The organism is Pseudomonas parasichuanensis (genome assembly GCF_021601385.1).
In the GTDB taxonomy this organism is placed as follows: Bacteria; Pseudomonadota; Gammaproteobacteria; order Pseudomonadales; family Pseudomonadaceae; genus Aquipseudomonas; species Aquipseudomonas parasichuanensis.
Genome location: NZ_BQHO01000015.1, coordinates 26,603 through 39,541 on the forward strand (window position 1 = coordinate 26,603; position 12,939 = coordinate 39,541).

A 12,939-nucleotide genomic window follows, 5' to 3' on the forward strand; every position below is an offset into this window, starting at 1 on the left:
TCAGGGCTGCACCCCGACCTCCACGCTGCCCGCCAGGCAAAACCTATCCCTGCCCTGGTGCTTGGCCTGATACAGCGCCGCGTCTGCTGCGGCCATCAGGTTTTCCGGTGTCACAGCCTCCAGGGTGGGCGCCCCTACGGCGATGCCGGCGCTGACCGACACCTGCCCCAGCGGGCTGCCACCGTGCTCGATGGCCTGGCGGCGCAGCAGTTGCAGGATTTCCTGGACGATCTGGCTTGCGCCCTGGGCATTGGTGTTGGGCAGCAACAGGGTGAACTCCTCGCCGCCATAACGCACCGCCAAGTCCCCCGGGCGTTTGAGCACCTGCCTCAACAGTTCGCCGAAACGGCGCAGGCACTCATCGCCGGCCGGGTGCCCGTAACGGTCGTTGTAGGCCTTGAAATAGTCGAGGTCGAGCATCACCAGCGCCACCGCATAGCCCTGCCGACGCGCCCGGCGCAGCTCAGGCTCCAGCACCGCGTCCAGCCGCCGGCGGTTGCCCAGCCCGGTCAGGCTGTCGGTCAGGGCCAGCGCCTTGAGCGTCTGGTGTGCCTGGTGCAACGCCCGCTCGATGACGATGCGTTCGCGTAGTTGGCGCAGCACCACCCAGCCGAACCCGGCCACGCCAACCAGCAGCAGGACCAGCACCACCAGCGACTTGAGCATGTCGTGGCGCCACGGCGCGATGATCGACTCGCGTGACAACCCCGCCTCCACCACCAGCGGGTAGCTGGCCAGCGCGCGAAAACCATAAAGCCGTGGCGTGCCGTCGACCACCGCCACCGCCTCGGCCACGCCCTCGCTGGCATAGGGCAGGTACTTGCGGAAGATATCGCTGCCCGCCAGGCTGCGGCCGATCACCTGCTCGACAAAGGGCCGGCGCACGAGGATGGTGCCGTCACGCTTGGCCAGCACCAGGGCGCCGCGCTCGTCAATCTTGAAGTCGCCGTAATAGCGCACGAACCAGTCGACCTTGATGGTGCCCAGCAACACCCCGGCAAAGCGCCCATCGGGGTAGTCCAGGCGCCGCGAGATGGGGATGATCAAATCGCCCGTGGAGCGGCTGCGCACCACCGCACCGATGCGCACCTGGCGGTCGGCGTGGGTGCGGTGGTAGATGAAATAGTCTCGGTCGGCGTTGTTGGCATTGGGCGGTACGACGTCCTGGTCGGTGACTATCCAGCTGCCGTCCGGCGCGTAGACGAACAATCCGTGCAGTTGCGGCATGATCTGCGCCTGCTGCTTGAGCAGCGCATGCAGGCGTGGCCGGTCGATGTGCTCGAAGCCATCGCCTTCCAGGCGCTCGGCCAGCGCCGCGGTGATCGCGTCGACCTGGCGGATGGCATCCTCGGCGTGCTGGGCGGTGGCCCGGGCCAGGTTGGTCACCGCGTTCTCGGCGTTGAAAAAGGCCTGGCGGTAATCGCGCCAGATCCGCCAGCCCTCGATCAGCACGAAGGCCAGCATCACCACGGCCATGAAACTCAGCACCAGGCGGAACAACGCCACGGCACGGCCCTCGCCGGTCACGGCAAAGACGCCATCCTCAGTCTGCTTCCTGGCTGCGCACATCTGGATCCCTTGTCATCCAACACTCGACGGCAATCACTATAGCTTGCCCGATGGCCGTTTACGGGGTCGCAGCCCCTTCATCCCGGCTGCTGGCTGACGCGCAACTGAGCAAGCTGCTGGTCGCGCTCGTTGCACTGGCGACGCAGTTCTTCACTGGCACCCTGGGCCTGGGCAAGGATCGCGCGCAAGCCTTGCACCTGGGCATCGCGTTGCTCAAGTTGGCCGTCCAGCTGCGAGCAGTGCGCGACTGCCTGGCGCTGCTCGGCGAGCAGGCGTTCGTTGTCGCGGTGCAGGCGGGTCAGCTCTTCCTGGCGGGCGATGCCGCTCTGCTGCAAGGTTTGCAACTGGCCCTGCAACTGCCGCACCTGGGTGTCGACACGCCGCTGCTGGTCTTCCAACGAGCGGATTTGCGCGTCCTTGTCGGCCAGGCGCAGTTGCAGTTCACCCAGTGACTGATTGAGGCTGGCGCTGCGCAGTTGCTCCGCCTGCAGGCCGGCCTGGGTGGTGGCGAGTTTTTCCGACTCGGCCTGCAACGCGCTGGCCTGAACCTGGTGCTGCTGGTGGGCAGCGGCCAATGCGCGCTGGCTCAGTTGCAGTTGCACCTGCAACTGCGCGCATTGTTCGCTGTGCCGCGCCTCAGCGGCGTCGATGCGCGCCTGCCCTTCTGCTTGCAGCTGTGCCGCCAGTTGCGTCACCAGGCGCGTCAGTGGCTCGCTCAGGCTGGCGCTGTCAGCCAGCCCGGCGGGCTGTTCTTCCAGTGCTTTGAGGTGCCGGTGAATGGTGGTTTTAGAGCCGGTATTACCCAGTTCGATACGTATTGCATCGATGGTGGGGTGCTCACCCCTGTCGATCAGCGATTGCTGTGCTTCTTGAACTTGCGCTTTGCTGATGCCGGCCCGGGCCATGCTGTCTCCGATACTTCGTAGCGTGGTACGTATTACGTAATTGCGTGAATTCTGCACGCGCACCGGGCCGATTTCAAGACGGATGGTCATGGACAAGCTGCGTTTGCTCCTACAGTTGTTCGACGGCCTGGCCACTCAGGCTGACTGGGCAGGTTCACCACACAGGAGACACGATCATGGGCTTCGTCACGACGAAAGACGGCGTGGACATCTTCTACAAAGACTGGGGGCCACGGGACGCTGCGGCCATCCACTTCCACCACGGCTGGCCGCTCAGCGCCGACGACTGGGATGCACAGCTGCTCTACTTCCTGGCCCAAGGCTACCGGGTGATCGCCCATGACCGCCGTGGTCATGGCCGCTCCAGCCAAGTGTGGGACGGCCACGACATGGACCACTACGCCGACGACGTGGCGGCCGTGGTCAACCACCTGGGCAGCCACGGCGCCGTGCATGTCGGGCACTCCACCGGCGGTGGCGAAGTGGTCCGCTACCTTACCCGCCACCCGCAAGACAAGGTGCCCAAGGCCGTGCTGATCAGCGCCGTGCCACCGCTGATGGTGCAGACCGCAGGCAACCCCGGCGGCCTGCCGAAATCGGTGTTCGATGGTTTCCAGGCCCAGGTCGCGGCCAACCGCGCGCAGTTTTTCCACGATGTGCCCGCCGGGCCGTTCTACGGCTACAACCGGCCCGGGGCGAAAGCGGACGAGGGGGTGATCCTGAACTGGTGGCGCCAGGGCATGATGGGCAGCGCCAAGGCGCACCACGATGGCATCGTGGCGTTCTCCCAGACCGACTTCAGCGAAGACCTCAAGCGCATCGACATCCCGGTACTGGTGATGCACGGCGATGACGACCAGATCGTGCCCTGCGAAAACGCCGGGGTGCGCTCAGCCGAATTGCTGCGCAAGGGCACGCTCAAGCTCTACAAGGGCTACCCCCACGGCATGCCGACCACCCATGCCGAGACCATCAACGCCGACCTGCTGGCGTTCGTGCGCGGCTGAACCCGTGCCTTCGTCAGCCAGCCGCGGGCAGGGCGAAGGCACGCACCAGCGCTTCGATCACCACCCGTACCCGGGCGGTGTGGCGCAAGTCCTGATGGGTGACCAGCCACACTTCATAGGGCTTGCGTCGCGCCCGGCTCGGCCATAGCCGACGCAGGCCGTCCCGCTCGCCCAGCTCGATGGGGATTTCGCCGATGCCCAAACCGCTGGCGATCGCCCGCCGCAGCATCAGGTTAGAGCCGACCGCCAGCGCCACCCGCGCCTGGCCGATCGGCTCATCCACCAACGTCGGTGACGGGTTGCCGCGCCAATACGGCTCGTACACCACCAGTTCATGACCGGTGAAGCCGTCACCCTCACGTGGCTCGCCACAGCGCTGCACGTAGGCGTCGCTGGCGAACAGGCCCAGCGACCAGCTGGCCAGCTTGCGCAGGACCAGGTCCGGGTTGTCGGGGCGCAGGTTGCGGATGGCGATATCGGTCTCGCGCTGGGACAGGTTGACCAGCTCCGAGCCGCTGGCAAGGATCACCCGGATCTGCGGATGGCTCTGCTGCAACTGCGCCAGTGCCGGCAAGACGAAGTCGCAGGCCAGTGAGTCGGTGGTCGATATCCGCACCTCCCCGGCCAACGCGTTGTCGGTGCCCTGCAGCCGTGCGGCCAATTCCAGTGCCGCACGCTCCATCTGCTGCGCCAGCTCCGCCGCCAGCTCACCGCTGGCGGTCAACTGGTAACCCGCGGGCGTACGCAGGAACAGGGTCGAGCCCAAATCGGCCTCCAGCGCCGCCACCCGACGCCCCACCGTGGCCTGATCGACCCGCAGCACCCGCGCCGCCCGGCGCAAGGTGCGTTCGCGGCTCAGTGCCAGCAGCATGCGTGCGTCATCCCAATTCATCAGCGCTGTCCTCGAAGAAAATCTGCAACGGTGCGGCGCAAAATCGCCGCGCGACCGCCGGGTGGTTGCGCCCTACCCTGTGCGGCACGTTGTTCAGAATGACAGAGGTCACCATGCGTCACATCCTTCCCAGCCAAATGACGGCCATCGACATCACCCAGCCCGGCGGCCCGCAGGTGCTGCAGCCAACCTTGCGCGACACGCCCCGGCCCGGCCCGCGCGAAGTCCTGATCGAGGTCCACGCCGCCGGCGTCAACGGCCCAGACCTGCTGCAACGCAAGGGCCTGTACGACCCGCCCGCCGGCGCCTCGGACATCCCCGGCCTGGAAATCGCAGGCAAGGTGGTGGCACTGGGCGAACAGGTCAGCCACTTCGCCCTTGGCGATGCCGTGCTCGCCCTGGTAACCGGTGGCGGCTATGCCGAATACGCCGTGGCCGACGAGCGCACCACCGCGCTCCTGCCCCAGGGGCTGAGCATGATCGAGGCGGCGGCACTGCCGGAAACCTTCATGACCGTGTGGGTCAACCTGTTCCAGCGCGGTGGCTTCAAGGCCGGCGACAGTATCCTGATCCACGGCGGCGCCTCGGGCATCGGCACCACCGCCACGCAGTTGGCCAAGGCCTTTGGCGCATCGCAGATCTTCACCACGGTCAAGGGTGCCGCCCAGCAGGCCGCCAGCCTTGAACTGGGCAGCGATGTGGCCATCGACTACACCCGCGAAGACTTCGTCGAGCAGGTGATGCTGCACACCGAGGGCAAGGGCGTGGATGTGATCGTCGATATCATCGCCGGCGACTACGTGGCGCGAAACTTCCAGGCCGCCGCCATGGACGGGCGCATCGTGCAGATCGGCGTGATCAAGGGGCCGGCCACCGAGGTGAACCTGTTCCCCATGCTGACCAAGCGCCTGACCCATATCGGCTCGACCCTGCGCGCGCGCAGTGCCGACGACAAGGCCGCTATCCTGGCCGAGCTGCAGGCTCAGGTTTGGCCCCTCGTGCACAGTGGCACGATCAAGCCGCTGATCCATGCCACGCTGCCACTGGCGGCGGCCAGCCAGGCCCATGCGCTGATGGAGTCGGGCCAGCATATCGGCAAGGTGGTGTTGAGCGTGGCGCACAGGGGCTGAGCCGCCCAGGGCGCCACCTTGAGGCCATCAGCCGCCGTTGACTTCCTTGAGCAGGGCCGCGGCGGCCAGCTTGCCCAACGCATTGCCCGCCAGCGGGCTGTCGCCGGTAAGCAGCTTGCGGTCCTGGTGAACGGCGCCAGAAATACCGTCGTTGATGATTTCGACGCCACAGGCCTTGAGGCGCTCGCCGAACTTCCAGGTCAGGTGGCCAGGCATGTAGCCGATGTCCGGGGTCTTGGCATCCAGGTCGTCGGGGAAGGCGCACATCTTGTACCCCTTGTAGAGATGCCCGGCGGCCAGCAACGCAGCCGGGCCATGGCACAGGCTGATGACGAACTTTTTGTGGTCGGCGGCCCATTGCAGCACTTGCCCGACGTCCTTGCTGTGCGGCAGGCCGATCAGCGCGCCGTGGCCACCGGGGATGAAGACACCGATGTAGTCGGCCAGCGAGCCTTCGAGTACTTCAGCCAGCTTGCGCGGCTGCTTGAACGCCTTGCGGTAGCGTTCGAACAGGCCCAGCACTTCTTTGTCTTCACCGGGCATGGCCCAGTACTCGAACTTGACCGGGTTGCCCGACAGGGTCGCCACGTCGAAGGCGAAGCCGGCCTTGTCCAGGTGGTACATGGGCAGCAGGGTTTCCACCGGGTGGTTGCCGGTGGAGAACAGCGTGCCGTTGTCGGTGAGCAGGTAGCGCTCATCGGCACCGATCAGCAGGATTTTCCAGCGCCCGCCTTTATAGGGGGCTGGGTAGTCGGCGCCGCTGAGGTCGGACTTGCGGGAAGTGAACTGGCTGAGGGAATACGGCGAGGGGAAGAAGGCGTTGTCTTCGGCCGGGTCGGGGGTGGGGCGTTTGTCGTCGGTGGGGTTGTTCATGGTTCTGCTCCTGTACCTGGGTGGGTAACGGAGGCCACCTGCTGAGCGGCACTAAGGGGTTTCTCCCAACGGTGGCGTCAATCCAAGGGGCTGCTGCACAGCCCCTTCGCGGGTAAACCCGCTCCCACAGGCCTTGTGCCGTTCGCCAGTATCGAGAACACGCACAATCCTGTGGGAGCGGGTTTACCCGCGAAGGGCCGCAAAGCGGCCCCGAGGGATTTTAGTCGAGCGCAGCGGGTGTATCGACGTCGCGCAACACCCCACTGTCGTCCAGGTCCAGCACCCGTACCCGATCACGGTGCCGTTGCAGCACCGAACGTGCCCCTTCATCACCGGCCAGCCCGGCCAGTTCAGGCCAGTAATCGCGCCCGAACAGCACCGGATGGCCGTTCTGGCCCAGGTAGCGCGGCACCACAATCGCGGTAGGGTCCGCCGCCTCAACCAACCGACGGAAGGTCTGCGGCAGGATCCACGGCATGTCACCCAGCACGATGGTCACCGCCTGAGCATCGCAGTCACTCAACGAAGCGGCACCCGCCGCCAGGCTATGCCCCATGCCCAACCCCGCATCGGGGCTAGGGACGATACGACAAGCGGCAGGCAATCCCAGCGCGTCGGCGCCCTCACCTTCGCGCAACACCACCCGCACCTCGTCGAACGCCGCCAAGGCCCGCTCGACGCTGTGCTGCAACAAACTGCGGCCATCACCGAGCACGGCGCGGCGCTTGTCCGCGCCAAAACGCGAGCCCTGCCCCGCCGCCAGTACCAGTGCGACGACCGTCACAGTGCCTCGCGGCCAATGCCGCTGCGGGTACGCAAGATATCGGCGAGCACCGCCAGGGCGATTTCCGCCGGGGTCTTGCTGCCCAGGTTGAGGCCGATGGGCGCGTGGATGCGGGCCATTTCGGCATCGCCGAGCCCGCCGATGCGGCGCAGGCGTTCACGGCGTTTTTCCGAGGTGGCGCGTGAGCCCATCACGCCTATATAGAAGGCTTCGGTCTGTACGGCTTCGAGCATGGCCAAGTCGTCGATCTTTGGGTCGTGGGTGAGCGCCACCACCGCCGTGTCGCGGTGGCAGCCACCGTTGGCGATGAACAGCGAGGGCAGTTCCCGGCGGATTTCTATCCCGTCGAGCACCACGTTGTCCATCACCTCGTCACGCGGATCGCACAGCACCACCTCGAAGCCCAGCCCCTTGCCGAACTCGGCGCAGAAGTGCGCAACGCTCGAATACCCCGCCAACAGCAGGCGCTGGGCGGCACCGACGCGCAGGCGCACGCAGGCTTCGCCCTGCTCTACCCGCGGGCCCTGGCTTTGATCGTCGTGCAGTTGGCGCTGGCCAGTGCGCAGGTTCACCTCGCGCAACAACCGGCGCCGGCCCAGCAGCGCCGACTCCAGTTGCGCCAGGTGGGCCTGGGTGTCGCAATCGCCCGGCAGGTGCTCGACCAGCACGTCGAGGATGCCGCCACAGGGCAGGCGGATATTCGAGCGTGTGTCACTGCCGTCGCCGTAGCGCACCACGGCAACGGCGTCGTTGAACTCACCGGCGGCGACGCGTTCGAGGAAGTCCTCCTCGACACAACCGCCGGACAGCGACCCCACCCAGTGCCCGCCCTCGCTCACCGCCAGCAGTGAGCCCGGCGCGCGCGGCGCCGAGCCGTAGGTGCAGAGCACGGTGCACAGCCACACGCGCAGGCCGTCACGCGACCACTGCGCCGCCTGTTGCACCACCTGCAGGTCGAGATGCTGCACGTCAGTCCGCCTTCAGCTGGGCCAGCTGTTGGGTGGTCAAATCGCCCGGCAAACCGCCCCAGGCTTCACGCAGGTAGTTGACCATGTCGGTCAGCTGCTGGTCGTCGAGCTTGTCGGCGAAGCCCGGCATCGGCTGCATGCGCTCAAAGCCGGTGAACTGCTGCTCGCGGATACCGTCGACGATGGCCTTGACCAGGTTGCGCGAGTCGGCCTGGCGCAGCACGGTGTTGCCCTGCATGGCCACGGCAATGTGCGGCTTGCCTTCGCCGTCGACGCCATGGCAGCCGGCGCAGACGTTGAGGTACTGCTGGCGGCCGCGTTTGCCGCTCTCGCCCATGGTTTCATGGGCCACCGCCTGCACCACCTTGGCCGCCGGCGGCTGGTCGCCCAGCAGGTAGGTGGCCATGGCCGACAGGTCGCTGTCTTCCAGGTGCTGGGTGCTGTGGTGCACCACCGGGTACATCTCGTTGAACATGCTGCCCTGGGCGCTGACACCGTGCTTGAGGAAGGTGGCGAGGTCGGCCTGGTTCCAGCCGCGCTCGGCCAGGTCCTTGGCCAGCAGGCTCGGCGCCAGGTAGCCCAGCAGCAGGCCGCCGGTCAGGCGCTTGTCCTGCTGCAGCGCGCCAATCGGGTTGCGCGGGGTGTGGCATTCGCCACAGTGGCCGAGCACTTCGACCATGTACTGGCCGCGCTTCCAGGCTTCGCTGTTGCCCTTGCCCTCCTCCAGCTGCACGCTTTTGCCATAGAGCATGTTCCAGCCCATCAGGCCGGCGCGCACGTTGAACGGGAAGCTCAGGCTGGTTTCCGGGGCCGGGCGGTTGATCGGCGCCACGGTCATCAGGTAGGCGTGGATGGCGTCCGAGTCCTCACGCTTGACCAGGTGGTACGAGGTGTAGGGCATGGCCGGGTACAGGTTGGCGCCGTCCTTGCGCTTGCCCTCGGTGAGGGCTGCGAAGAATTCGTCCGTGCTGTAGTTGCCGATGCCGTACTGCTTGTCCGGGGTGATGTTGGTGCCATAGATGGTGCCGAACGGCGAATGGATCGGCAGGCCACCGGCATAGGGCGCGCCGCCTTCGGCCGTGTGGCAGGCCATGCAGTCGGCGGCGCGGGCGAGGTATTCGCCGCGCTTGACCAGTTGCTCGTCCGCCGCCTGGGCGCCGCACGCCAGCGCCATGCCAACGGCTAGGGCCAGGCCATTGAAAACACGCTTCATGCTCAGCCCTCCTTGACCAGGCCGAGGTCGCCCAGCACATCGCGGGTCGCCTCGTAGTAACGCACGTAGCCGGTGCAGCGGCACACATGGTGGCCAAGGCTGGCTTCGATGGCGTCTTCCAGCTCGCTCTTTTTCAGCGGCTTGCGCTGGGCCTTTTCCACCAGCACGGTGGCGGCGTTGACGAAGCCCGGGGCACAGTAGCTGCACTGGAAGGCGAAGCGGTCGACGAACTTCTGCTGAATCGGGTTCAGCTCGGTGAGGTTGCCGGCCTCGTCACGCTTGGCGTGGCCTTCGATGGTGCGGACTTTCTTGCCCTCAAAGTAATGCGCGCCGGTAATGCAGGTGCGCACTTCCTCGCTGGTACCGTCGGGGTTGTCGACGATCACCACGCAGGCATGGCAGATGCCCTGGCCGCAGCCCAGGCGCGAGCCTGTGAGGTTCTGGTATTCGTGCAGGTAGTCGAGCATCGCCAGGTCATCGGGGACCACTTCGGTGACGACAGGTTGACCGTTGAGGGTCAGTTGCAGCTTGCGGTCAGCCATTGAGGGCCTCCTTGACGCGGGCGGGGGTGATGGGCAGGTCGCGGACACGCTTGCCGATGGCATGGGCCACGGCGTTGCCGATGGCGCCGACCACCGGGATCATCACCACTTCGGCGATGCCCTTGGACGGGTCGGTGGGCGACAACGGCGGCAGGATCTCCGAGGTCTGCTTCCACACCGCCACATGCCTGGCCATCGGCAGGCGGTAGCGGTTGAAGTTCCAGTCGCCCTCGCCCGGGCCACCCTCGTACAACGGCATTTCTTCCAGCAAGGCATGGCCGATACCCATGGCGATGCCACCTTCGAGCTGGCCCTTGACCAGCTCGGGCACCAGCACCCGGCCGCACTCGACCCAGCTGTGGTGGTTGAGCACGCTCACTTCGCCACTGCCCTTGTTCACCTTCACTTCGACGATGGTCGCCACCGGGCTGTAGTAGGTGACCATGGCGTTGTTCAGCTGGGTGGCCGGGTACGCGGCGTTCTGCCGGTCGAGCAGGTGGAAGCCGGCGCTGCTCATCTGCGCCTTCTTGGCATTCACTGCGCCGTCACCGTACTTGACCGCCAGGGCATCGAGCGGCAAGCGCTCGCGCACACCGTCGATGACGAAGTCGGCCTCGGCCCAGCTCCAGCGGTTGAAGCCGTGCACGCTGACACCGGTGACCAGGCCCATTTCATGGGCTTTCTTGGCAAGCTCGGCGAACGGGATCGGCGCCAGGCCGTTGCCGGTCAGCTCACCGTTGACCCATACCGCGTTTTCGCGGCGCACCACCAGCGGGTTGGCCTGGCCGCCATAAGGGCCTTGGCGCCACAGGGCCATGGCCGCCGGCCACAGGCCGTGGTTGAACAGCACGCGGGCCGCTTCGCGGGTGGCGTGGCTGAAGTAGAACGCCGAGTTGGTCGCCGACGACGGCGAGGCCAGCTTGCCGACCCAGCGCGGGTTGCGCAGTGCCGCGTCCTGCTCGGCCTGGCTGATCAGGTAAGGGTTGCCGCTGGTGCTCAGGGCAAGCTCCGGCCACTCGGTCTGCGCGGTCTGTACGTGGTCGGCAACGCGACCGAGGAAGTCGCTGACCACCAGGGCCTGCGAGGTCGACATGCCAGTACCCAGCTCGGTGCCGATATGGCGCAAGGTGATCTGGCCGTCGGCGGTGAATTCCACTGCCGCCATCGGCGCTTCGGAGCCGGTGCCGAAGTCTTTCTGGGTGATGGCGAAGCCCACCCCGTACCAGTTGTCGTGGTCCTTGGCGTCCATGGCCTTTTTGCGCTCATGGCGGTTTTTCCACCATTCGTGCTGGCTGGCCTTGTCGAGGATCTCGTGCAGGCGCAGGGCACCGGCCGGGACCGCGCCCTGGGTGTTCTTCATGCCCGACTTGAGCGCGTTCTTGCGGCGCAGCTCAATGGCATCGACACCCAGGCGGTCGGCGATCTCATCGACCATCATCTCGGTGGCGGCCATGCTCTGCAGGGTGCCGTAGCCGCGCATGGAGCCAGCCTCGACGCCACGGGAGTGGTAGGCGGTAACGGACAGGTCGTTCTGCGGCATGTAGTAGATCGACTGCGCCGCGGTGGCACCCACTGCCGCCACCGACGGGCTGTAGTTGATGCGCCCGCCGCCGTCGACGGTCATGTCGGCGCGGAAAATCTTGAAGCTCAGGTCGTTCTTGTCCACCGCCAGCTGGTAGCGAATGTCGAACGGGTGGCGCTTGATGCCGCTCTGGAACTGCTCGTAGCGGTCGTTGGCCAGGCGAATCGGCACGCCCGCGCCGTACAAGGCGGCCACGGCGGCGTAGAACACGAAGATGTTGTTGTCCTTGGACCCGTAGCCCACGGTGTAGCCCGGATGCATGTTCAGGTTCTTCAGGCCGAAGCGCGACGGCTTGATCATGTGCACGCATTCCTGCGCCACTTCGAACGGGCACTGGGTGGCCACGACGAAATGCAGGGTGCCGGTGGCTGGGTCGTACCAGCCGTTGCCGTTGTCCGGCTCCAGCGCCGCCGGCTCGATCGACGGGGTCTTGTAGCGCTCGTCGAACAGTAGCCAGTTCTCCGGCGGCTGCTTGAGCTGCTCGTCGATGCGCTGGGCGTAGAACATGCCCTGCTCGGTGAGGTTGCCGTGCTGCTTGGGCTCGGCAGTCCACACCGGTTTGCGGGCAAGGATGGTGGGGAACAGCATGGTGTTCTTCAGGCTCGAGTATTCGTCGTCGTCGAACGGCGTGTTGCCGCCCACGCGCACGAACCGGAAGCTGCCGTAAGGGTCGCGCTGGTACAGCGGCGCCTGGGCGCCGTAGCGGATCGCCTGGTCGTTGAACTGCAGCTTGAGCTTGGCCTTGCGGAAACGCTCGAAGTCGTTCCAGATCAGGATCGCCACCGGGTGGCCGATGAACATCGGCACCTGGCCGGGGGGCAGCAGCGGGTCTGGCGAGTGGGCTTCGGGCCAGGCGATGCCGTCTTTTTTCAGGTCGTCGGCGGTGACGATGCGGTCCGGCTGCAGCTCGGCGCCCAGCAGCGACAGGTCATAGCCTGCGTAGATACGGTCGGCCTTGGTGGCCTTGAGCAGCATGGCGTGGCCCTGCTGCTGCGGCCAGCCGGGCATGTCCTTGGCGCGGATATCGCGGGCGAACACCTTGTTGCCGCACACCTTGGACAGCGCGTCGTTACGGAAGCGCGCCTTGCCGTCGTGGTTCATCCACTTTTGCGGCGAAGTGGTGACGCGGTCTTCCATCAGGGCGGCGAAGGCCTGGCTGCCAAGCGGCGCCATGGTCACGCCGACACCGGCGATCAGCCCGCCTTGCAGGAACGAACGCCGGGAAATTTCACGGTTGGACATGGTTGATCCTCTGGGCAGTCAGGCGCTGCCCATGCTTTGTTCTGTGCTTGTGAAGCGCGAAGGGCGCGCACGATCACAAAAATTGACTATCAAGTCAAGATACAACTCTTGTTACATCGATTGAAGTCAAGCAGACAACTTGTCGCGCCAAGGACCAGGATCAACGGCTTGTGTAGGAGCGGCCTTGTGTCGCGAAAGGGCCGCAGCGCGGCCCCAGATTTTTGTCTGCCAC

General features: G+C 66.1%; 12 protein-coding genes. 2 read left to right on the plus strand and 10 right to left on the minus strand.

The genetic code is table 11. The features are described from left to right. Both L6D77_RS13780 and L6D77_RS13785 read right to left on the minus strand, forming a co-directional pair. Positions 1-1,569: a sensor domain-containing diguanylate cyclase gene (locus tag L6D77_RS13780; protein ID WP_232883981.1), complete on the minus strand. Its 1,569-nt coding sequence runs from the start codon at positions 1,567-1,569 to the stop codon at positions 1-3. 77 nt (positions 1,570-1,646) lie between these two features. Beyond that, positions 1,647-2,474 carry a DNA-binding protein gene (locus L6D77_RS13785; RefSeq protein ID WP_232884077.1) on the minus strand — a complete coding sequence of 276 codons (828 nt, stop codon included), beginning with the start codon at positions 2,472-2,474 and terminating at the stop codon, positions 1,647-1,649. A 176-nt stretch (positions 2,475-2,650) separates the two neighbouring features. Here L6D77_RS13785 and L6D77_RS13790 point away from each other — a divergent pair, with 176 nt between their 5' ends. Next, positions 2,651-3,481, plus strand: coding sequence for an alpha/beta fold hydrolase (locus L6D77_RS13790; RefSeq protein WP_232883982.1), 831 nt, complete (start codon positions 2,651-2,653; stop codon positions 3,479-3,481). Between the two features lie 13 nt (positions 3,482-3,494). Here L6D77_RS13790 and L6D77_RS13795 read toward each other — a convergent pair whose 3' ends face one another. Both L6D77_RS13795 and L6D77_RS27300 read right to left on the minus strand, forming a co-directional pair. Further along, a complete protein-coding gene (locus L6D77_RS13795; protein WP_232883983.1) occupies positions 3,495-4,373 on the minus strand; it encodes a LysR family transcriptional regulator in 879 nt (292 codons plus the stop codon). Then, positions 4,360-4,488, minus strand: coding sequence for a hypothetical protein (locus L6D77_RS27300; protein WP_269807573.1), 129 nt, complete (start codon positions 4,486-4,488; stop codon positions 4,360-4,362). The genes L6D77_RS13795 and L6D77_RS27300 overlap by 14 nt, the downstream gene beginning before the upstream one ends. Positions 4,489-4,510: 22 nt before the next feature. Between L6D77_RS27300 and L6D77_RS13800 the strand changes: the two genes are divergently transcribed. Next, positions 4,511-5,503 carry an NAD(P)H-quinone oxidoreductase gene (locus L6D77_RS13800; RefSeq protein WP_232884078.1) on the plus strand — a complete coding sequence of 331 codons (993 nt, stop codon included), beginning with the start codon at positions 4,511-4,513 and terminating at the stop codon, positions 5,501-5,503. Between the two features lie 27 nt (positions 5,504-5,530). On the opposite strand, the gene hchA is transcribed toward L6D77_RS13800, so the two are convergent. From hchA to L6D77_RS13830, 6 genes are all read right to left on the minus strand, one after another. Next, on the minus strand, positions 5,531-6,376 hold the full coding sequence (hchA, locus tag L6D77_RS13805) for a glyoxalase III HchA (RefSeq protein WP_236170065.1): 846 nt from the start codon (positions 6,374-6,376) through the stop codon (positions 5,531-5,533). 220 nt (positions 6,377-6,596) lie between these two features. Continuing rightward, positions 6,597-7,160: a nucleotidyltransferase family protein gene (locus L6D77_RS13810; protein ID WP_232883985.1), complete on the minus strand. Its 564-nt coding sequence runs from the start codon at positions 7,158-7,160 to the stop codon at positions 6,597-6,599. Then, positions 7,157-8,128 (minus strand): XdhC family protein, encoded by a 972-nt coding sequence (locus tag L6D77_RS13815; RefSeq protein WP_232883986.1) that lies wholly within the window; start codon positions 8,126-8,128, stop codon positions 7,157-7,159. The genes L6D77_RS13810 and L6D77_RS13815 overlap by 4 nt, the downstream gene beginning before the upstream one ends. Before the next feature lies 1 nt (position 8,129). Continuing rightward, positions 8,130-9,341, minus strand: a complete 1,212-nt coding sequence (locus tag L6D77_RS13820; protein WP_232883987.1) for a cytochrome c — start codon at positions 9,339-9,341, stop codon at positions 8,130-8,132. A gap of 2 nt (positions 9,342-9,343) precedes the next feature. Continuing rightward, complete coding sequence (locus L6D77_RS13825) at positions 9,344-9,883, minus strand: (2Fe-2S)-binding protein (protein ID WP_110992682.1); 540 nt, start codon at positions 9,881-9,883, stop codon at positions 9,344-9,346. Continuing rightward, positions 9,876-12,707, minus strand: a complete 2,832-nt coding sequence (locus L6D77_RS13830) for a xanthine dehydrogenase family protein molybdopterin-binding subunit (RefSeq protein WP_232883988.1) — start codon at positions 12,705-12,707, stop codon at positions 9,876-9,878. Before L6D77_RS13830 ends, L6D77_RS13825 begins: the two co-directional genes overlap by 8 nt. Positions 12,708-12,939: the final 232 nt, after the last annotated feature.